The following is a 22080-nucleotide window of genomic DNA, read 5'->3' on the forward strand; positions in this document are numbered from 1 at the left end:
AGACTCATGGTTTTTTAATATCACTTAAGGCTAGGGCGAAGGCCGACCTTAAGTGATAGGCATGACGCGATTACGGCCTAAATTTTTAGCTTGGTATAACTGACGGTCAGCCTCTTCAATTACAGTTTCTATGGCTTGGGATGCTTGCCATTGGCTAACACCAAAAGATGCCGTGATTGAATCCACCTTAGCGCCTTTGCGTCTATCTTTAAGCACTAATTTTTCAACTGCGCGGCGCATACTTTCAGCTAAATGGCGGGTTAGCGCTAAGCTTGATTGCGGCACTAAGATCACAAATTCTTCACCACCGAAACGATAGATATTAGCGCCATCACGACATTGCTCTTGCAAGCGTTTTCCTACGGCTTTAAGTACCGCATCGCCCAGTTGGTGGCCAAAGTTATCATTAAATTTTTTAAAATGATCAATATCTACCATTATGACGCACAGGCCTTCCGGAGCTTGGGAAATAATGGCTTTAGTATCAGCATCAAAAGCGCGGCGATTTAAGCAACCGGTTAGCGCATCATGCAGCATGTCTTTTTCACTTTGGGCAAGCTTAGCCCGTAGCTCACTAATCTCAGTTTGCGCTTTGCTAAGTTGTTGGGTGAAAAAGCCGGTATTGCGGCGAATATTATCAGATTCGGTAACTAGGGATTTGACTAAGGCGAGCACTTGTTCAAGTGACATACCTTCTTGTTCAATCAGATTTAATTTATTGAATTGGTTGTCTATCTGCTTCTGAAATTTGACCGCATCATTATTGGTATCTTGTAAGGATGCTGATAACTCTAATGTCATAGCCTCTAAGCTTTGGCGCATGCTGCGCACGTCGAGCTCAATAGGATCTGCAACATATTGGCGATAGAGGAGCTCACCAGTCACTGTCGGGCAGGTACGAAAATCGGCAATGACTCTATCAAGTTCAGAATTTAGGGCTGGTTGCTGCTCAGCCACATAGGCATACCACAGGGCGTAATTGGTTGGCGTCGTTGGAATTTGATGTTTCATCATCAAAGGTAAGGCTTTTCGAAGATGATTGGCGGCGGTTTGCAATAACGGATCTGACATACGCTATCCCTGCGTTCAAAAGAGTTAAGCCTAAGTCTAGTTGGCAATGGATGAAATTCTAGGGCTAATCAGCGACTAAGCATCTTGTTGTAAGCATTTATATGCAAAGTGGCATTATTGGCACAAAACCAAAGTGTCAAGGCAAGTGGCTATTGAAATAGTGACTCGCTTAGCCCATGGGCTCAAATGCTTAACATTGGCATAAAAAGTCGCGGTGAAAATATGTGCGTTGTAGGTAAGTGACTTTGGATAACTGATCTTGGAGAACTGGTTTTAGGGGACTTGCTTGAGGAAATTGACTTTAGAAAACTTGCTTTTGATAACTGGGTTTGGATATTTACTGTGGATGCGAAGGGACGTGTGGATCTCGCGAATCAAGGGCTTAGACAGGGAGTAATAACATGGCTCGAATGAGTCGAGCCATGTTATATCAGAAATTACTCTGATGATTTTGAGCGTTTATTTTTCAATTTCAACGGCGGCTCAATGTTCGTTGGGCTGCTAGGTTCGTTCTTGTTAAACATACCTAAGCGAATACGAATAAAATGCATAATATGTGAAGCAATATCAATATCCAAGCAAGACTCTAAGCCTTCAAATCCTGGTGATGAGTTCGCTTCACAAATTTTGTAATGACCGTTGTCAAACAACAAATCAATACCTGCTACGTCCAAATCTAAAATATTGGCAGTTTGGGTCGCTAACCATTCGATTTCTGGAGTGACTGCAAAAGGACTCGCAGAACCACCGGCACTGACGTTAGCTTTAAAGCTATCTTCTTGGCCACGGCGTTCATAACAACCAACAACACGACCACCGATAGTAAATACTCGCAGATCACGACCATGACTGTTAGCGATGAATTCTTGCAAAATAATATTGGCGTTCTTGTTAGTCGCTTCAATTAACTGCATTAAATCATCGAATTCACGGGCTTTGTGCGATAAAAACACACCGCTGCCTTGTGAACCAGACAAAGTTTTAATCACAACAGGAAAACCTAAGTGACGGTCTACCAAGTCAATATCGACTGGGAATTTAACTAACATAGTTTTTGGTGTCGGCAAATTTTTCTCAGCCAATAACTGCTGAGAGAATAATTTATCTTTCACCGTTTCAATCGCAGTAGAAGAGTTAAGGCAATACACGCCTAAACGCTCTAAGTGACGAATGATTGCTAATGCAAAATATGTTGTACCTGATCCCATCCGGGGAATAATGAAATCGGGCAACTCAACTGGTTGTCCGTTCAACAAAATACTCTTGTTGTCTTCCCTGGTGACCGTCAGATCGAATTCTTCTGGAGCAAAAACTTCTAACTGAATGTTATCTGCTTTTGCCGCCTCGAGTAGACGGTTGATCTCATATAATTCAGGTTTCAGCAGCGTTGCAGTTTCTTTGTATAAAATCCACCCACGCATTATTCGCAAACCTTCATTTTCATTGTTAATCCTTACGCCCGCTATAAATTAGGGAGCTACTAGGTCATACTGGAACTCAGAAGCTTTACGCCTCTGAGTGTTTTGCCATGTGCCCTCTAAAACTGAGGTTACATTTTGGCGTAAAAGGGTGTTCCCTGTGCAATTTTACCTTACTTCATCCAAATGCGCTCATATAAACTTGTCACTTACGTAATTAGTTATCGCATTGCTTGTGGTGGCGATAATTTGAACGCACTTGTGAATAAAATCACAGTTGTTATGGGAATGATTGGTTAATGATTACCTACAAAAGTGTTTAAGAGTGAATGCTGCAAAAGTTTAGTGACGTGAACTTTGCACTCGCTTAGATAGTGGCAATGATATTTTGGGGCTAACGCGTTGTCTTGATGCTGTTTTTCTACATATGCCGCGTAATTTTTTACTGATAAACGATTTTCAAGCTGAGTCTTGGCGAGTATTATTGTGACTGAAATCAAAATATTTTCGCACTTTTGGTAAAGAATTTTTATGGATACAGATTTGCTCAAGACCTTTTTGGAAGTTTCCAGAACGCGTCATTTTGGGAAAGCGGCGGATAATCTTTACCTCACTCGAAGTGCCGTGAGTTTTAGGGTCAAGCAGCTTGAAGGGATTTTAGGGGTGGCCTTGTTTGAACGCCAACGCAATAATATCCATCCCACTCATGCTGGCGAACGCATGCTAGTCCATGCTGAAGCTGTGTTGACCGCTTGGGAGCAAGCGAAACAAGATGTGTCTTTGAGTCTGCAACAAAGTATTCAGCTGGCCATAGGTACGGGACCCAACATTTGGGACATTTACCTTAAGAAAAGAATCCATCGCCTTTATCAAGGGCTTGATGGGGTGGCATTAAGAACGGACGAAAAGCCAGATGCCACAGTTGCTAGGCGTTTGCTTGATAAGTCTTTGGATGTCAGCATTAGTTTAGATCCGCCCAAACTCGATGACTTAGTGCAAGTGGCGGTAGGACAGTTAGAGTTAGTGTTAGTGAGTTCAAGACAGGTAAGCTTGGAGCAAGTGAATGAGCTTGCATATGTTAAGGTAGATTGGGGCACGGCCTTTAACAGTTGGCATGCGCAGCATTATCACCATCTGCCCGTCCCTATGTTGCATACTAGCTCGGCCGATATGGCATTAAATTATTTGTTAACACAAGTGGGGCTGGCATTTTTACCGCTTGATTTTATTCAATCGTTACTGGCTGATGAGCAGCTATTTTTAGTGACGAATGCGAGTTACTTAACCAGAAATATCTACGCTACCTATTGGCCGCAATCGGCAAATATTGCAGAAATTACTGCCACCATTGAATTGCTGCAAGAGTGCAGCAAATTGCGATAATCAATAAAAAATCGAAAATCAGCTGCTTAAGCCACTATGGCTAACAGCTGAATTGCCAGTGCTGTTCGCTTTTAATATTACTAATTAATAACAATATCAATGAGGACTAACGCCCAAGTGATGCCGCATAAGGCTAGACTCATAAATACGGCGGCAGAGGCAATATCTTTTGCTCTACCACTGAGCGGATGAATTTCATCACTGATCCTATCGACTACAGCTTCTATCGCTGAATTGAGTAATTCGGTGATAAGTACAATAAATACCGTACTAATTAACACCAATTTTATGATCAAAGCCACGGGCAATAAGATAGCTATTGGCAGTAAAATCGCCGCCAATATGGCTTCTTGTCTAAATGCCGCTTCATGCTTCCACGCTGCTGTTAATCCTTGCATCGAAAATCCGGTAGCTCGGATCACGCGTTTTATTCCATTATTGTTAGCCGGTTTCATTGATCACTCTAAGGCATTGGATTCTATTGAGGTTTGCATTATATCAGTTTGTTTTTTTAGGGTTAAGTGAGTTTATACAATACTTAATTAAACATACTGAGGGGCTAATGATGCGCACCATTATTTTTTTGATGAATTTTTTATGGGCGAGTAACCTAAATTCAGCGCCTATGGAGAAGTTGCAACTTGCAGGTAATGATTATCATGGGGTCGATGTTGCTTTATATCTAGTGAGTGAGAAACTTGATGGTGTTAGGGGCTATTGGGATGGCAATACTATGTGGTCAAAGCAAGGCCATGTTATTCATTTACCACCAGAATTTACAGCCAACTTTCCGAGTACGAGTTTAGATGGCGAGCTTTGGGCCGGGCGCGGTAAATTTGAGCAAGTGCAGACAATGCTTGCCAGTTTTCAGGCTCATCAAGGTCAAAAGTCGATACTGAAACCACAGCCACTTAAATATATGGTGTTTGATGTACCGCATCTAGATTTGCCTTTTAATGAGCGATATCAATGGGCTTTGACGCATCTGACTGGGATAAATCCCACGCTTGAAGTGATTGATCAATACTCATTAACATCACAACTTGAGTTAGCGCACCAACTTGACAAGGTGATAGCCGCTGGCGGGGAAGGGCTAATGCTGCACCTTGCGAGCGCTAAGTATTTACCCGGCGATAAGCAAGCACTCATAAAAGTTAAACCTTATATGGACGCTGAAGCGACTGTGATTGGTTATGTGGCCGGAAAAAAAGCCTTGATTGGCAAGATGGGGGCGTTAAAAGTGAGAACCGCTAATGGCGTAGAGTTTGCCATAGGTACAGGGTTTAGCTTACAAGAAAGAAATCATCCACCTGTGATTGGCGCTGTGGTTACTTATCGATATCAAGGATTAACGGCTAAGGGAAAACCAAGATTTGCCAGTTTTGTGCGAATACGCAGCAACCCTTAACTATGGTTTTAACGCCGCTATTATGGTTATAAAATTAATAACCGTAATAGCGGCGACATAGTCAACGCTTAGTGCTTGAACCTTAACTATGTAGTTAAGTCATGCTAGTCGTTGTGTCTAACACCTGAGCGGCGACGCTTTTCAGCTTCGAGTTGCTCTTGGCGCAGCGCTTCTTTCTCGGCCAACATGCGCTCAACTTCAAGTTGTTCTGCAATTGCCATCGTTGGGGTTTCTAAGGTTAACAACCCAATTTTACCGCTGCGATATTCGTGCAGTAATAATTCAGAAACCTTATGCAAATCAATATAGCCACCGGGTCTGCGAGCGCCGCGGCTAATGCCAATGGCTTCAAGCAAAGGTAGCTCTTCTAAATCAATGGTGGTTAACTTGTATCTTTGCTGCAATTCTTGTGGATAAGCATCACGCATAAAGCCTACCGCAAACATAGCGACATCTTCATATTCCATCGCGGTATCTTTGATGGCACCCGTCACCGCCAAGCGATAGCTAGAGGCCACATTATCCACTTTTGGCCACAAAATACCTGGGGTATCGTTAAGAACAATACCGTTACGCAGATTAATTCTTTGCTGTGACTTAGTCACCGCCGGTTCGTTACCGGTTTTGGCTATCACACGACCAGCCAAGGTATTGATGATGGTGGATTTTCCTACGTTAGGGATCCCCATGATCATAGTGCGAATGTCTTTTTCAGTATCGGCTCTATGTGGTACTAACTTGCGGCATAATTCTGGAATAATGCGTTTGATGAGCGCCGGTTGTAACGTTGTGACCGCCATGGCCTTAACGCCTTGCTCTTGCTCTAAGTGGGCTATCCATTGCTCAGTAACCACAGGGTCGGCCAAATCGCTCTTATTAAGCAATTTAATACAAGGTCTATCGCCCCTTAGTTGTTTCACTAACGGGTTTTCACTGCTGTAGGGAATTCTAGCATCAAGAACTTCAATGACTAAATCTACGGTGGGCATGGCTTCGGCAATTTCTTTGCGCGCCTTATGCATATGTCCTGGGAACCATTGGATCGCCATAAGAGCTAAATATCCTGAGTCAAAAAATAATCGCAGCATTTTACCTTGTTATTGATCAAATTGCTCAATCAATCTGTTTGGTGAGTACGCCTAGGTCGATTAATCGCGCATTTAGCATCTCAGATGCGGTGGCTCGCAGTGATAACACTTGGTTTGGCGCTGCATGATAAAAAAATGGGATCTCTAAATTAGCTTTTGGGGTCCGAGAGTTACCTGTTTGCTCAACACGGTGACATAATGAGGGATACAGGCCTTGGCTGATTTCTGTCAGCATTTCGCCCACTATCACTAGCATAGTATTGGGTGCATAAGGAATTGCGTGCCAAGCGTGATTGATACGATATTCTAAGGCATTACTGGCGGTTAATGGTGTAATTGTCAGTAAGTTAATATCATGATGCGGGGCGCATGGATAAGCGCCAAACTCGGCGGAATCATCAAGCGGCGGATAATGGACTATACGCAGTAAATGTTGCTTATGCGGCGTAGTTAAACTTAGCGCTGATAACGGATGGTGTAAGTGTTGGGTGGCATCATCTACTAGCATGGTCATTAATTGTGAGCTGAGGGTGCGCGCTTGCTCAAAGTAGGCTTGAGTCATTGATTGTAAAGACGCTGGTATTTTTGCTTCAGGCCTATAATGAAAAAATTCTTTGATGTCTTTGACACAGTGATCTTTGGCGGTTTCAGAAATTTCTAACGGGTAAAAGCCAAGTTGATCTTGGGGATGAAATAAATAGTGGTATTTAGCAGGATCACTAAAGTAATGTTGCCAGTGCAGATTAAGGCGAGTCACTAATTCAAAATCAATGGGTGTTTGCTGTAATAGCACTATTCCATGTTGTTGTAAGCTTTGGCAAAAGTACTTGGCACAATCCTTTGCGCGAAAATCGATATTTATTAACATACTGCTCTCCATGTCGGCCTCAGTGTAAACGCAGGCCCTGGATGATGCAAGGTGTAAAAATTGCACACTTATAGTTTAACACTATGAAATTGGAGAAATTATCATGGCTGAATTAACTGAGTTTGAACGTTTTGTGATCGAACAAAAAGGCACGGAAGCGCCATATTCAGGGCAATATGACAAGCATAATGCCCCAGGTGTTTATGTGTGTCGTCGCTGCGAACAACCGCTTTATTTGTCTCAACATAAATTTCAAGCTCATTGCGGTTGGCCTGCTTTTGATGATGAAATTCAAGGTGCCGTGACGCGCCACGGTGATAAAGATGGTCGCCGAGTCGAAATCGTGTGCAGTCAGTGTGATGGGCATCTTGGCCATGTATTTAACGGTGAATATTTAACTGAGCGTAATGTTCGTCACTGCGTAAATTCTGCATCATTACTGTTTAAAGGGCAGGTTGAACATGAGTGAACCTATTGAGTTAACGACCTTGGGGGGCGGCTGCTTTTGGTGTACTGAAGCCATTTTCTTAGCGATTAAGGGCGTGGAAACAGTCGCCTCTGGCTACAGTGGTGGCGAGGATAGTGACGCAGATTATCGCCAAGTGTGCACAGGTAAGACTCAGCATGCAGAAGTGGTGCAGATAGAATTTAACCCCAATGTCATCAGTTTTAGTGAGTTACTTGAAGTGTTTTTTGTGGCGCACGATCCCACCACCTTAAATCGGCAAGGTAATGATATTGGCCCGCAATATCGCTCAGTGATATTTTTCCATAATGATGACCAAAAAAATGATGCTGAAGTTAAGATTGCTGAAATTAAGCAGCGCGACAAGCTAGAGATAGTGACTGAAGTGTCGCCCTTTACTCACTTTTTTGGTGCTGAGACCTATCATCAAAATTACTTTGAACAAAATGGTCAGCAAGGTTATTGCAAGTTTGTCATTCGGCCAAAATTAACCAAAGTATTACAGCAATTTAGTGAGCGATTAAAATAGGATTTCTCTCTTAGTATCCAATATCGCCAAAGCGCACTAGTTAACTATTGCGCTATTTTAGCGAGTTTCAGCAGTTAACCTCTAAGCATTTAAAATCGCCTTTAAGGAATGGGGCTAGTAGATTTGGTTGATTGAAAGTGGGGCTGAGACTAGATAAAAATACATGCCCAAGCGAGTAAGCCTAATCCTATTGAGTACTCAGTGGCAGTGGCTAGCTAGCTAGTTAAGTGAGGCTGATTGCGGCTTAGTGACTCAAGGTGATAAAAATAAAAAAGCCATGCAATGCATTAATGCCGATCAGTTAAGACAGATCGCTTGACGATCTCCCCCTGTGTCAGGATAGTTGTCGCCTCAGTTTTTAATACTATTGGACAGGAGGCGGAAGTTAGGTTTGAGTGAGACATTATCCTGAAGCGCACAAAAAAGCAGTCGTTAGTAAGTTGATGGAAAGCGGTTTATCATTGCGTCAGTTTTCACAGAGAGAAGGTATCAGTCTTTCTACTCTGTATGGTTGGCGGGAAAAGTATGCAGAGACCGATTTCAGTTTGACAAAAAGTAATGAACCAGATGATTGGTCCGCGGAGCGGAAGTTTTCTGCGGTGATAGAAACGGCCGCAATGTCGGCAGTTGAGTTAAGTGAGTATTGTCGCAAGAAAGGACTGTTTCCTGAGCAAATCCAGCAATGGAAACTGAGCTGTATTTCAGGTAATCAGACCGAGGCACAGAAGCGCAAGCAGCAGGCACAAGAGCGTAAAGCCGACAAAAAACGCATTAAAGAGTTGGAGAGAGAGTTAAAACGGAAAGATGCAGCCTTGGCCGAAACCGCAGCTCTTCTGGTGCTTAGAAAAAAGTTAAATGCCTACTGGGGGGAAGACGAGGACAATTAACCACGCTCTCAGATAGGCAATACTATGTATCTTTGGTTGATGATGCTGTCAGCGCAGGTGCGAGAAAGCATAAAGCCTGTGCGGAAATCGGATTATCCCTACGCACATTACAACGATGGTTGGAAACGGGTTGTGTCAGTGCAGATAAACGGCCAGAGGCGGCCAGACCCGTGCCTGCTAACAAGTTAACAGAAGTGGAACAACAAGCCATATTAGACATCAGTAACCAGGAGCGATTTGCCAGCCTGTCACCCAGCCAAATCGTACCGATATTGGCTGATGAAGCCGTGTATCTGGGTTCGGAATCGAGCTTTTATCGTATCCTCAAAGCCCATAATCAGCTGAAACACAGGGGCAAGGCTAAACCTAAAGGGAGCATAGCAAAACCAAATGGGTTTACCGCTACAGGGCCTTGTGAAGTGTGGACTTGGGATATTTCGTATTGCCCCTCAACAGTCATTGGTCAGTTTTTCTATCTGTATATGATAATGGATATATTTAGCCGCAAAGTGGTGGGATGGGAAGTGCATGACAGCGAGTCGGGTGAGCATGCAGCCAACCTTCTGGAACGCACCTTATGGTCTGAGAAATGCGTCAATGAAAAGCTTGTTTTGCACTCTGACAATGGCAGCCCAATGAAGAGTCTGACCATGCAAGCAAAGATGATGGAAATGGGAGTTGTTGGCTCACGTAGCCGACCAGGTGTCAGCAATGATAATCCTTACTCAGAATCCCTGTTTCGCACAGTCAAATACAGTCGTCGATGGCCGAGTGAAGGCTTTAAAACACTGGACGATGCCAGGGCCTGGGTCAGAGACTTTGTTCAATGGTACAACACTGAGCATCGTCACAGCAGGATAAAATTTGTCACCCCAGCGCAGCGACATAAAGGTGAGGATCAGGCAATACTGGCTAATCGTTCAGAGTTGTATGCAAAGGCAAGAACACTGAATCCAAATCGCTGGTCCAAAGAGGTTAGGAACTGGAATCATGTTGGCGATGTGGATCTAAATCCGGAGAGGAAAAAAGAGGCAGCTTAATAGCTCAAGCGACAACTACCTTGAAAAACACCGAAAGCCCTGTTTGCGGCCTTGCAGGGTAAAGCCCCTTGTCAGGTTGTAGCCAAACAGTTGATCGCCAATAGAACGCGCTAGCGCACTGCGCCCTAGGTGCTCAAATTCGCTATTGGGTTTTAGGTTTGCCAAGGCTTTTTGGACAGGTTTTAAGTTCAGGTCGGCAATCAATACCCGTTTAACGGGCTTTGTGTTTTTGGCGTACAGCAAAATCTCGTCAACTAAAAGCTGACCTTCTTCGTCAGCGTCCCCTGCGTGGACGATTTCATCTGCCTGTTTAATGAGTGCAAAAATGACGTCTAAGCGTTGTTTAGCGTCTTCTTTGGGTTTGAGCTTTGGCGGATAGACTGCCTTAATCGGCAAGTCATCCATTGACCATTTTTGAAGTGTTTCATCGTAATCTTCGGGATCGAACAGTTCGAGCATGTGACCAAAACAGGATGTTACTTTGCGACAGAACCCGATGATTAAGCAAGGGCAAATGAACACCACCGAAAGGATGACACCATGGGAACAATTTTATTCTTTGGCGGCCTAATTGTATCTGAGAGATCTTGCGCCCTCAAATCATAGCTGCAAGATCTCAGTTTGCGACAGAACCAGTGACATCGTCATGTTCATGTCAAAAAAATGATGTTTAAAATGAATGGACTGACATAACATTTGAATGCCCTCGCGAGTGCGTAAACTGCCACTATACTCAGTATCGATGACTTTGATAGCCTGCCTTTTTCATGACTTACAAGGTTAATGTTTTCAGTCTTAATGGCTGAGTTCAGTCAAATCCAGCACGTTGTGGCTCATCAGCCTAAAAGTAGCCGTTGTTAGCGATAAAAACGAATGATAAGGAAATGGAAAGTGATGAATCGACACCTGAGGTTTTGTTATATAGCACCATTATTGCTGTTGTCCTGGTTAACCCCCTTAAGTGTGAATGCTGATGGTTATGCCGATCTCGGTGGGCGGCGCATTGTGGCGGTAAAAGTGTTATTTGATGGCGAGCAGCAAGAAAATGAGACCTATCGCAGCGCCGTGCTCAAGGCCTTTGGGGCTTATCCAGGGGCGAGTTTTGAGCCAACTCGCAGCAATATCATGTTAAATAAGGTAAAACGCCTACGATTTGTCAAGGATGCCGAGTATCTGCCTCAATTAAGCAGTGATGGTCAAGTTACCTTAGTGCTGAATGTGGCGTTGACCGACCAAGCAAAACCCTTGCAACAGGAGGCGATGGGGGTATTCGCTGGCGGGGGTATTAGCGATTTCCCCACTCTGTTTGCCAATGATGAGCAGGTATTGCTGGCAAAACTGGAAAATAAAAATCTGATTTATGCCAACGATAGGGCTTTTTTCGGCCGTCCCGAGGTGTTAACTGCGGGCAATCCCTTGGCCACCGCGCCCTCCGGCGGTGAGTCAGGCCCTGATCCTTGGCTTGAATCCAGTATCGAGGCCGGTGTGTACGCCTTAAGTGCATTTTCTCAACATATCAGTGGGTTTGCTGGAGTCAGCGCTATTGGATCTGGCTCTTGGGGCCCAGAATTATTTACCGACCAAACCCGTACTCATCTGGCGGTTGAAGATGCCTACCTTGGACTGATGACCAACAATACCACCAGTGACAGTGGGGTTCGCCAGATGAACCTGTTAGCTGGACGCAAGGCCTTTCAGGTCGATAATGGCATGATTTTACGTTTAGGCTCTGCCAACGGCGGTGAGCGCGCTGCACTGCAAACCAATCCTCGCTATGCCGCAGAACAGCTGTTTTTGGGACAATTTGTCTACGATAACCATAAACTGGAATTGTTTCGTCTCGATCCCGATGAATTAGAGGAAATTGATTCCGCGACCGTTATTCACGGCGCCAACTATGAGGGTAACTTTAGTGGCGGTTGGCGCTTTGGCGCCATGTATTTAACCGTGCCAGAATCGCGATTTTCATATTACACCAGCGATGACGTGTTTTCCCGCGAGGGGCTGCGAGTCGCCGATTTACGCCTCGCTTACGATGGCCAATTAGGCCAGTCGAGCATTTATGCGCAGGCGGAATTAGCCAAACAGACCCATGATGACTTTGATATGGATGCCCGGGCAGCTTATATCGAAATGGGCTATCGCTTTGTTAATTGGCGCTTTTCACCGACCCTCAGCTATCGCTATTCTCAATTTAGCGGTGACGATCCTGCGACCTCGACCTTTGAGCGTTGGGATCCCTTATTTGCCGGTGGTGGTGGGGATGAATGGGTACAAGGTTTGAATCAATACAAGGTGGTGCAGACCTCCAACGTCATTGCCCATCGCTTTATGGGACGAATATTAGTTTCCCCACAAGTGGAATTGACCCCCCAATTTTGGCTTTTTAAAGCCGATGACTTAAACAATTTGGGCGGCGCGCAGGCGCTTTCGCAATTTGCTTCAAAGGATTTAGGCAAAGAGCTCAATTTGACCGCGCGCTATGTCGTTAGCGCTAATCTTATCTTCGTTTTTTCAGCCGCTTATACCATTCCTGGTGAGGCGATACGCCAAGCGCTAAACGATGATTATCAACATTGGTTAAGTGCCAGTACCCTCATGATCGCTCGTTTTTAATCAACTAACCGGAGTCACCATAATGAATAAATCAACAACATGGAAAGGTGCGTTATTACTCAGCAGTGTGTTGGCGGCCTTATTGCCAACGACCAGTATGGCAACCGAATATAAACAAGTGGATATTAAAGCTTTAGATCCGGCCTTTTTTACTGCGGGGCGCCATCAAGATCGTACCTACTTTATCACGGGTGGTGCCCGCGGTATTGGCGCAGCATCGGCGATAAGGTTAGCGCGAGAAGGGGCGAGCGTGATGATTTTTGACGTGCTAGACAAAGAAGGTAAAGAGACCGTCGCCCAGATCCGTAAGGAAGGCGGTAAAGCGGAATTTTTTAAAGGGGATGTGCGCAGTAATGAGGATCTGCAAAAAGCGGTAGATCTGACCCTTGAAAAATTTGGCCAGATCAATGGCGCCTTGAATTCTGCAGGGATAATGGCGGCGATGTCACCGGATACTGAGCTTGATTATCCAAAGCAAAAGCCCTTATTGCCAACACCCGTGGCCGATGCGGGGGATGAATATTTTGATACCTTAATGGCCGTGAATGCCACAGGGGTCTTTAAGTCGATGCGTGCCCAACTCAACCCTATGCTGAAACAAGGTAAAGGTGGCGCGATTGTCAATATTTGTTCGATTGCGGGTTTAACAGGCCTTGCTGGCAACTCAGCTTATGTTGCTAGTAAGCATGCCTGTAACGGCCTGACACGCAGCGCCGCAATTGACTATGCGGCCTATGGTATTCGGGTCAATTCGGTCAACATGGCGGCGACCGAGACGGCGATGACGGATATGGCGTTTAAATATGTTAAAGCCGCCGCGGCGGAAAATACAGTTTCCACTGTGCCGAATATGGGACGCACTAAAACCTTAAGCTTACTTGCCTACGCTGATAGTAATAAGCGTCAATCTACGGTATGGGAGCAGGCAGCGGTGATTTGCTTCTTGCTGTCCGATGAGGCCTCCAATTTAACAGGGGGCTTATTCCCAACTGATGGCGGTTGGACGGCTTATTAATTGAGGTTCTGTCGCAAACTGAGATCTTGCAGCTATGATTTGAGGGCGCAAGATCTCTCAGATACAATTAGGCCGCCAAAGAATAAAATTGTCCCATGGTGTCATCCTTTCGGTGGTGTTCATTTGCCCTTGCTTAATCATCGAGCAAATCTCAACGCCTGCAAGTGTTGACTCTGCACCTTCCCAGGACTTCCATCCCAAACATTGATGCATTTTACCTTTCACTTTTCGACGACTTTGTTCGACAATATTATTCAGATATTTAACGGCCAACACCTCAATCATAAACAGCATATGCCCAGACAGCCAAAGGCGGATATTGACAGTATCCAATGCCGCAGCATTGGCACCACTTTTATCTATGACGACCTTTTCAGGCAAGCCATGTTGGTTGATGGCCTTATTGAAAAAAGCCCGAGCCGCTGGCTCATCACGGGTTTCACTTAGATAGCAATCAATAATGGCGCCGTGTTTATCGACGGCTCGATAATAGTAGACCCAGCGACCTTTAACTTTGATGTAGGTTTCGTCCATTCGCCAAGAGCCAGAGACTCGACGTTTTTTATTCCTGAATATGGCATCGAGTTGCGGTGAGTATTTAATCACCCAATGGTTTAGCGTTGAGTGGTCAAAATGGATATTACGCTCAGTGAATATCTCCTCAATTTCACGGTAACTGAGTTTATAAGCCAAGTAATAACGAAGCGCCTGCCTGATGATATCAGATGGGTAATGTCGGCCAGTGAAGTTGATTGTCATGCAGTGGATACTCCAAATTGATATTCGAAGATCATCTACACTTTAGTTCATTTCGTCAACTTTGCGACAGAACCCCTCGTAAACACCTATGCATCTTTTTTATCTGCTGAATTGTCATATTTAACCTATATTTTTTGTTAAATAATGTATTTACAACAAACACTTACAAGTGATATTCTGACGAAGGAACTTACAAGAAAACAGGAGGGTTATCCTGCTGCTAATCAATAAGCTGTTAGCCATACCTGCCTCTAAAAACTAAGGTGCGATTTTCAATGGGTGTGTTTTTTTAAAAAATAACTAGTCAAAAGCCATCTGTATATGGGATTAGTTATCTTGGGCTTATCCCACTATATGCTGTTATTTTTTGGCTTATACCTGATGCAAGTTTGAAACTAAATGACCATGAGTCAGGTTTTATTAGCAGTCTTTACTTTAGTGTTATTACCATCACCACATTAGGGTATGGTGACATAACCCCGGTAGGTGCTGTAAGTCAGATTTTAACAGCATCGGAATCTATTTTAGGAATAACACTTATCGGTCTTTTTTTGAATTCTCTATCACATCAACACGGCCAGGAAGTTCAAGAGTTTGAGAATAAAAAGCAGCTGGAAATAGAAGAAAAGCATGCGAAGTCCCGATTTTCAGCTTTTAATCAACTTGTGGATGCCAAAATAAACCGCTATATCTCGTACACAATCCCAATAACGACGCCAATTAGTAATAGGAAAAGTGAAGTTGTGAATGAAAACTTCTCTTTTAATGACATGCAGGATCTTTTTAAGACGACTTTTCGCATGTCAGACCACCACTTTACGCCAGCCATTGAGTATTATTTTAAGAGCCTAAAGGAACTGATATCTTCGCTAGAGGACCTCGTGAAGCATGGTTATGCACAGCAATGGCCCGAGCTTGAAAGTTTGTGTCTTGGATTTATATCTACATCAAAGAGCTTAGACTTTAGTGATCACATATTAAACCAGCCTAATACACGGCTTGGAGATCAAAAAGGATCTGACTATGACGTAGAGATGATTAAGAATCACGAGGGCGAAGTAAAGTTTCTTCCTAGCAACGGCATAAACGCTTATGTGGCACTTTATTTTCAAATCCAAAATGGTTTTAAATTTGTTAAAAAATATAGGCAGTTAGCAGCGGAAGTTGAAAAGTAAACGTCCGGTGATCTACACCTTGCCTAGATCAACCTGCCAAGGTAAGAGGCTATTGAGGTCGCAGTGAGGGTGAGATAATTGCTCTAAACAGTGTTCAATGTAATCGAATGGCGTTAGCCCATTTGCCTTGGCCGTTTCTATGATGCTGTATAAAATAGCACTCGCCTCTGCACCACGATGGTTGTGGTTAAATAGCCAATTTTTACGCCCTATCACAAACGGTTTTACTGCGCGTTCGGCACGGTTGTTGTCGATATTCAGTCGGCTGTCTTCTGTATAAAGACTCAGCTTTGACCATTGATTGAGGCTGTAATGGATGGCTTTGCCCAGAGGGCTTTGCTTTGACACTTGCTGCGCTGATTTATCCAGCCATTGCTTAAATAACGCCAGTTGGGCAGCTGAGTGCGTGCGCCTAAAATACAGCCGTTCCTGTAAACTCAGTGATTGTATTTGCGTTTCAATCCGGTACAGCTTGGCTATCATGCTCAGTGCCATATCTGCTTTACTGACTTTGCCTGTTTTGTTTTTTCCTTGTGCCACTATCGCTTCTTTGAACTTACGCCGCGCGTGTGCCCACGACTGCATGGATGCAGGAGGTAGAGCGACTCAGGAGACTAAGCCGAACAGCCCACAAGTTTATGACTTACCTGCTGGTAAGCTGCGTAACCATCGACCGGTAAATAACCATTAAACACCGTTTGCTCGGTGGCCAGAAAATGACTCACGCACGAGCTCGCACGGCTACCGTCTTGATAGTCGTACAGTACAATGCTGCGTAAACCTTGATATCTAGGCTCAGTGCTTGGTCCATCCGCACCGGAGCAATACACCCACATATAGGATTTCACCCGCTCATCGTTAATCACGTTGAGCGTGGTTTCGTCCGCATGGATGACTTCTTGTGTTAACAAATGCTGGTGCAGTAAATCATATAAGGGTTTAAACAGCGCGGCCGATTTCATCATCCAATCTGCCATGGTTTGCCGACTTAAGGCGATACCATGTTGCTTGAACAAGGTTTCTTGCCGGTACAGCGGTAATGCGTACTGATACTTACTGGTGATAAGTTGGCTTAATAGGCTTGGAGTGGCAAAGCTTTTAGGAATAGGACTGGCGGGCACCGGCGCTTGTTTAATATTGGCCTGAGTGCCTTGCGTTTCGCAATGCTTGCAGCTGTATTTTAATATAACGTGTTCAATCACACTGATTTGTGCCGGAATAAACTGAAGCTTCTCGCTGCTATCTTGGCCCATTAACGCCAGCTGATGTCCACAGCAATCACACTGCTTATCTTCATCGCTGATGTCATGGATAATAATTTCTCGCGGCAGGTCTTTAGGCAATAATTTACGCTTGGCCCGTTGTTTAGGCGGTACTGACACATCAGCATCTGCCGTTAATTCAACGGGCTCATCAACCGTGACTTCAGCTTCGTTAAACAACTCACCTTGATAATCATGGCTTTCACTGCTGGCACCAAAACGCTTTTGCTGGGCTAACCTAAACTGCTCCAGCAAACGTTGCACCGATTGTTTGAGCGCCGCGATTTCCGCCTCTTTAGCCGCCAACGTCTCAAGCAATAATTGCTTAAGTAAATCAACGTCGTTGGGTAGGTTTTCAGGGCTTAATTTCATGGTGTGATTATACCAAAACGCTCCTTAGATAAGGGTGAAACAGTGATCTAATTATGGGAAACAGCATACGTAATGGCGATCAACTGTAACTCAAGCCCTTAATATGTTGATGGCCTAATACGTCAAATCCTGAAAGTAGCCAATGAAACTGCTGCTCAGATAAGCTCATACACTCATCTTCGCTTTGAGTTGGCCACTTGAATTTAGCCTGTTCGAGGCGCTTGTACCAAAGTGCAAAACCGGTGTTATCCCAATACAAAATCTTGAGTTTGTCACGGGCTTTATTACAAAACACAAACACGCTGCCATCGGTGGCTGATAGCGACAATTGTTGCTCAACGATAACGGCTAAGCCATTTATTGATTGACAAAAATCCACTGGTGCTCGATGCAGGTACACGCGAGGAAGCTCACGAAACATCAACATGCTTGCAGGCCTTTGATGATATCAAGCAAATAAGTTGCGGGTAATGAACAGGGAAAAGTCCATAAACCTGTTTGATGTTGTAAGCAGATACTTTGTTGAGGAGGGCCAGGTTGAGCTTGGGTCGTCATCGCTGTCGGCGAGGTCACGGTGGCCTGAACAAACGGCGTAACCTTTGGACTGCTTGTTTTAGTCATATCGGCTTTACGGGCGTAAAATCCGCTAAGACTAAGCTTATACTGACGGCAAAAAGCGGTAATCGTTAAGCCGCTAGCGGGTTGTTGTTGTATCAAAACAGCCCAGTCTTCATGGGAACGTTTAGCTATATTAACTCCTGATGAAATGGTCAGTCGTTAAGATAGAGGTTCAACAATATAAGGTGAAGATGTACTTGCCCGGACGCTTACTAAAAATGAGTAAAAACAAGTATCCCATTAAGCCTAAAAAAAATGCCGTTCACACTAAGTGAACGGCATTATGCAATGCAAGGCTTTTTTTATGCGGTATCAGACGTTAATTATGGGCGAGCCATTTCTGATGTTGCGCTATTGGCTTGACGAGGAGACTTAGCCTCATCTTCTACTTGATGGCTTGGATACTCACGGCCTTTTGGGGCGTCAACTTGTGCTCGTACTTCAACCAGTGGTTTAGTCGTGGTCGACATTACCATAGTACCAAAGCGACTTGCAGCCTTAGGTTTATGAGTCGCTGCCACTGGCGCGCTTACCACTACTTCTGGCGTAGAGTCTACAATCGCTTTATCCAGTTTAGTTGGCGTAATTGCCGCAGGTTTTGCCATTGGCGCTTCTGCAATAACTGTAGATGCTACTGTAGCCTGAGTTTTCGCTGGTTGTGTTTGAGTAGGTGCACTCGCTTCAACGGCAACAACAGCTGCAGTCTTAGCGACTACTGGTTCAACCGCGTTAACTTCAGCAACGACTGTTTCAACAACAGTCTCAATTGCTTTTTCAACAGCTTCAACCACAGTTGGCGTAGCCGCTTCAGCAACCGCTTTGGCAGGTGAGGTCGCTTGAGCTTGGCTGCTTGATGATGACACTCTTGAGCTAGTAGCTACTGGCGCAGACTTAACAACGGCTAGTTCAGTGACTTCAACGGCTGTTTGAGTAGCAACAACTTCAGTAATAACGTTTACCACAGTCTCTATTGCAGGCGTTGTTACTGGTGCAACTTCAATCACTTCAGCAACCAATTCAACAACTACTGGCTGTGGCGCTGGCGTTTCTGCTTTAGCCGCAATTGCTTGTTGAGCATTGGCAGCCGCTTGATTTTGCTCTTCAACCGTTAAGAACACGGCTTTTTCGTGAGTGTCATCAAAACCAGCATCTTGCTCATCACGACGACGACGTTGACCAGCGGCGCGCAGATGACGTGGGCTACGACGATTACGACGTTGGCCTTCTTTTGCTTTGTCATCAGTCACATCAGTAACATTGTCACTATCAGCAGCAGTGTCAACCACAATGGCTTCATGACTATCAGCAACGAGGATAGCAGTATTGACGTTAGCGATAACATCGTCAGCCACAGGCATGGTTTCAGCAGCGTTTACTGGTGCTAAGTGTTCAGTCGCTTCATTTTGCTTAGGTTCTTGCTTGTCTTCAGCCGCTACTTTTTCCTGTGGCTTTTGACGGCGAGGCTTAGTTGGCTTGGTCGCCTTAGGCGCTTCAACTTCGGTCGCCAGAGTTTGCACTTCAACCGCATCTTGGACTTCATCACCAACACGCACTTTGCGGCGCATATTGCGACGTTGACGACGTTCACGCGCAGCTTCTTGCTTTGGTGCTTCAACCGCAGTCACTGGCTCTTTTGCTTTAACTTCGATTTTAACTTCAGTGGTTTTGGCCACTTCGGGCTTAACACGCTTGTTATCACGGTTACGCGTTGGCGCATCAGTGGAAGTAGCAGTATCAGTGCGTTTGTTGCGACGGTTGTCTTTAGCATCTTCGGCTGCTGTGTCGCTGCTACCCGCTGTATTATTACGGCGAGTGTCATTACGACGACGGCGGTTATCACGATTTTGCGGACGTGCATCGGTTTTAGCGACAGGTTCTGCAGCTGGCGCGGCATCACTGCTAAATAGTGAGCCTAAGGCTTTTAACAGTCTTGATATTAACCCAGGCTGTTCTACTTTTTTAGCTTCAACCGCAACTACTTTATCTTTTACAGGCGCGATAGGCTGAGTCGGTGCCGAGAAACCTTTTAATGCCGGCTGAGATGCTGCGGCACGCTCAAGTTTTCTTGGCTCATATAAGACAGACTCTGGCTTTTCGGTGCGCTTGTAGCTCACTTCTTGGCTTTCATCATCTTGACGGTGACGAACAACGCGATAGTCAGGTGTGGTCATATGTGCATCTGGGATGACATACACTTCAACGCCATGACGCTCTTCAGTGATCCGAATCGCTTTGCGCTTTTCATTTAATAAGAAAGCTGCCACTTCAACAGGAACAATTGCTTCGATTTGCGAAGTGTTATCCTTGATAGCTTCTTCTTCCATTAAACGTAAAATAGATAACGCTAATGATTCAGTGCCGCGAATAGTGCCTTGACCATGGCAGCGTGGGCATAGATGCGCCGCTGATTCTTCAAGTGATGGACGTAAGCGTTGACGGCTCATTTCCATTAAACCAAAGCGAGAAATACGACCTAATTGCACGCGAGCACGGTCATGAGCAACGGCGTCGCGCAGGCGATTTTCAACATCACGTTGATGGCGAACTGGAGTCATATCGATAAAGTCGATAACAACCAACCCACCTAAATCGCGTAAACGTAATTGACGAGCAATTTCGTCAGCCGCTTCAAGGTTGGTATTCAGAGCCGTTTCTTCAATATCACCGCCTTTAGTTGAACGGGCAGAGTTGATATCGATAGACGTTAATGCTTCAGTCGGGTCAATAACGATAGAGCCGCCAGATGGCAGACGTACTTCGCGTTGGAATGCTGACTCGATTTGTGATTCGATTTGATAATGGGTAAATAGTGGCACTTCAGACTTGTAAAGTTTCACCTTTTCAACAAAATCGGGACGCACTAAACCAATGTGCATCTTAGCATCTTCAAATACCGCAGAATGATCGATGAGGATTTCACCGACATCGCGACGTAAATAGTCACGAATAGCACGGACTATGACGTTACTTTCTTGATGAATTAAGAATGGGGCAGGGCGGCTCAGTGCTGCTTCACTAATGGCTGCCCAGTGGTGTTGCAGTACATTAAGATCCCACTTTAATTCAGCAGCATCTTTACCAACACCAGCGGTACGCACGATTAAGCCCATGCCGTTTGGCACGTCTAAATCAGCAATCGCGGCTTTAAGTTCAGTACGCTCATCACCTTCAATCCGACGTGAAATACCACCGGCGCGAGGGTTGTTAGGCATAAGTACTAAATAAGAGCCGGCTAGACTTATGAAAGTCGTTAACGCCGCACCTTTGTTACCACGTTCTTCTTTATCAATTTGAACGATAACTTCTTGACCTTCCTGAACAACTTCTCGAATGTTCGGACGACCTTGGAAAGTGTAACCTTTAGGAAAGTATTCTCTGCCAATTTCTTTTAACGGCAGGAAACCATGGCGTTCTGCTCCGTAATCTACGAAGGCCGCTTCCAGTGAGGGTTCTACGCGGGTAATTTTACCCTTATAGATGTTGGATTTTTTTTGTTCATGGCCTGGGCTTTCAATATCCAGATCATACAGTTGTTGCCCATCTACTAGGGCTACGCGCAACTCCTCTGATTGAGTTGCATTGATTAACATACGTTTCATGATGACGTGATTCTTCTTGTTTCGCGTCACCAAACAGCGCGTTCGGTGCATTACGGGCCTATTACTCTGACTCAGCCTCACGGCTTGCTAATTGGCGTTGGGGTGTGCATCACTGTTCGACGCATCGCTGCGTGTCACACCTATTTATGGCTTATTTTTTAGTAATTCAAAAACAAGGAACCGGTATACACCAACTCCATAAATGTTTGTTTCATCCGTTAATGCCGAGTTCGAGAGCGTAGTCTGGTGACTGGTTATCGTATAGTCGAATTCGGTTGCAGCAAGCGCTAATTGGCATCAATGATGTCATTGAACTCTTAACTTGTTTAGCCGTAAAAAAGCGTATTATCGAATTTCTACTCAAACTACGGCTTGCAAATCATTCATTTGCGACTAAGTAAAGTGCCATTTTAGCTTGCTTATCTGCCCTGATATTGGTGATTTGACGTGTAAGAAATGCCACGAAAGCCAATAACTTTAAGAATATAGCAACAATCAAAAAAATC

General features: G+C 44.7%; 15 protein-coding genes and 4 pseudogenes. 8 read left to right on the top strand and 11 right to left on the bottom strand.

The window, feature by feature from the left end; translation table 11 throughout:
• Positions 1-48: 48 nt before the first annotated feature.
• Positions 49-1071 carry a GGDEF domain-containing protein gene (locus AC1HDP_RS02640; RefSeq protein WP_479637560.1) on the bottom strand — a complete coding sequence of 341 codons (1023 nt, stop codon included), beginning with the start codon at positions 1069-1071 and terminating at the stop codon, positions 49-51.
• A 437-nt stretch (positions 1072-1508) separates the two neighbouring features.
• Complete coding sequence (locus AC1HDP_RS02645) at positions 1509-2492, bottom strand: ATP-grasp domain-containing protein (protein WP_140932347.1); 984 nt, start codon at positions 2490-2492, stop codon at positions 1509-1511.
• A 528-nt stretch (positions 2493-3020) separates the two neighbouring features.
• Between AC1HDP_RS02645 and AC1HDP_RS02650 the strand changes: the two genes are divergently transcribed.
• Positions 3021-3872 carry a LysR family transcriptional regulator gene (locus tag AC1HDP_RS02650; RefSeq protein ID WP_479637561.1) on the top strand — a complete coding sequence of 284 codons (852 nt, stop codon included), beginning with the start codon at positions 3021-3023 and terminating at the stop codon, positions 3870-3872.
• A gap of 80 nt (positions 3873-3952) precedes the next feature.
• Here the strand turns inward: AC1HDP_RS02650 and AC1HDP_RS02655 are convergent, their stop codons facing one another.
• Positions 3953-4327 (bottom strand): diacylglycerol kinase, encoded by a 375-nt coding sequence (locus AC1HDP_RS02655; RefSeq protein ID WP_479637562.1) that lies wholly within the window; start codon positions 4325-4327, stop codon positions 3953-3955.
• Positions 4328-4434: 107 nt separating this feature from the next.
• Between AC1HDP_RS02655 and AC1HDP_RS02660 the strand changes: the two genes are divergently transcribed.
• Positions 4435-5280, top strand: coding sequence for a DNA ligase (locus AC1HDP_RS02660; protein ID WP_479637563.1), 846 nt, complete (start codon positions 4435-4437; stop codon positions 5278-5280).
• A gap of 104 nt (positions 5281-5384) precedes the next feature.
• Here AC1HDP_RS02660 and ylqF read toward each other — a convergent pair whose 3' ends face one another.
• Together ylqF and AC1HDP_RS02670 are read right to left on the bottom strand one after the other, a co-directional pair.
• Positions 5385-6329 carry a ribosome biogenesis GTPase YlqF gene (ylqF, locus tag AC1HDP_RS02665; protein WP_140932351.1) on the bottom strand — a complete coding sequence of 315 codons (945 nt, stop codon included), beginning with the start codon at positions 6327-6329 and terminating at the stop codon, positions 5385-5387.
• A gap of 64 nt (positions 6330-6393) precedes the next feature.
• Complete coding sequence (locus AC1HDP_RS02670) at positions 6394-7236, bottom strand: 2OG-Fe(II) oxygenase family protein (RefSeq protein WP_479637564.1); 843 nt, start codon at positions 7234-7236, stop codon at positions 6394-6396.
• Between the two features lie 103 nt (positions 7237-7339).
• Between AC1HDP_RS02670 and AC1HDP_RS02675 the strand changes: the two are divergent.
• Together AC1HDP_RS02675 and AC1HDP_RS02680 are read left to right on the top strand one after the other, a co-directional pair.
• Positions 7340-8231 (top strand): annotated as a pseudogene (locus AC1HDP_RS02675) (bifunctional methionine sulfoxide reductase B/A protein).
• A 395-nt stretch (positions 8232-8626) separates the two neighbouring features.
• Positions 8627-10158, top strand: a protein-coding gene (locus tag AC1HDP_RS02680) for an IS3 family transposase (RefSeq protein ID WP_479637565.1) whose coding sequence is annotated in 2 segments (ribosomal slippage) — positions 8627-9089 and positions 9089-10158 — 1533 coding nt in all. Because the reading frame shifts where the segments join, the coding sequence is not laid out codon by codon here.
• A 15-nt stretch (positions 10159-10173) separates the two neighbouring features.
• Here AC1HDP_RS02680 and AC1HDP_RS02685 read toward each other — a convergent pair.
• Entirely contained in the window at positions 10174-10683 is a 510-nt protein-coding gene (locus AC1HDP_RS02685) for a toprim domain-containing protein (RefSeq protein WP_479637566.1), read from the bottom strand.
• On the opposite strand from AC1HDP_RS02685, the pseudogene AC1HDP_RS02690 reads away from it, so the two are divergent.
• From AC1HDP_RS02690 to AC1HDP_RS02700, 3 genes and pseudogenes are all read left to right on the top strand, one after another.
• Positions 10655-10729: pseudogene (locus AC1HDP_RS02690) on the top strand (IS6 family transposase); the annotation flags it as partial. The gene AC1HDP_RS02685 and the pseudogene AC1HDP_RS02690 sit on opposite strands and share 29 nt — an antisense overlap.
• Positions 10730-11052: 323 nt before the next feature.
• The gene (locus AC1HDP_RS02695; RefSeq protein ID WP_479637567.1) at positions 11053-12774 is read left to right on the top strand and encodes an alginate export family protein; all 1722 of its coding nucleotides are present in this window, start codon (positions 11053-11055) and stop codon (positions 12772-12774) included.
• A 22-nt stretch (positions 12775-12796) separates the two neighbouring features.
• Positions 12797-13789, top strand: coding sequence for an SDR family NAD(P)-dependent oxidoreductase (locus AC1HDP_RS02700; protein WP_479637568.1), 993 nt, complete (start codon positions 12797-12799; stop codon positions 13787-13789).
• Between the two features lie 67 nt (positions 13790-13856).
• Here AC1HDP_RS02700 and AC1HDP_RS02705 read toward each other — a convergent pair.
• Positions 13857-14548, bottom strand: a pseudogene (locus tag AC1HDP_RS02705) (IS6 family transposase).
• A gap of 362 nt (positions 14549-14910) precedes the next feature.
• On the opposite strand from AC1HDP_RS02705, the gene AC1HDP_RS02710 reads away from it, so the two are divergent.
• Positions 14911-15723 (top strand): potassium channel family protein, encoded by an 813-nt coding sequence (locus AC1HDP_RS02710; RefSeq protein WP_479639807.1) that lies wholly within the window; start codon positions 14911-14913, stop codon positions 15721-15723.
• A gap of 12 nt (positions 15724-15735) precedes the next feature.
• Here AC1HDP_RS02710 and tnpC read toward each other — a convergent pair.
• The 4 genes and pseudogenes from tnpC to rne all read right to left on the bottom strand — a co-directional run bounded on the left by tnpC (position 15736) and on the right by rne (position 21574).
• Positions 15736-17357 (bottom strand): annotated as a pseudogene (gene tnpC / locus AC1HDP_RS02715) (IS66 family transposase).
• A 79-nt stretch (positions 17358-17436) separates the two neighbouring features.
• Positions 17437-17784, bottom strand: a complete 348-nt coding sequence (tnpB, locus tag AC1HDP_RS02720) for an IS66 family insertion sequence element accessory protein TnpB (RefSeq protein ID WP_479637569.1) — start codon at positions 17782-17784, stop codon at positions 17437-17439.
• Complete coding sequence (gene tnpA, locus AC1HDP_RS02725; protein WP_479639808.1) at positions 17778-18131, bottom strand: IS66 family insertion sequence element accessory protein TnpA; 354 nt, start codon at positions 18129-18131, stop codon at positions 17778-17780. Before tnpA ends, tnpB begins: the two co-directional genes overlap by 7 nt.
• 167 nt (positions 18132-18298) lie before the next feature.
• A complete protein-coding gene (rne, locus tag AC1HDP_RS02730) occupies positions 18299-21574 on the bottom strand; it encodes a ribonuclease E (RefSeq protein ID WP_479637570.1) in 3276 nt (1091 codons plus the stop codon).
• Between the last annotated feature and the right edge of the window lie 506 nt (positions 21575-22080).

Source organism: Shewanella sp. ISS20 (assembly GCF_056522965.1).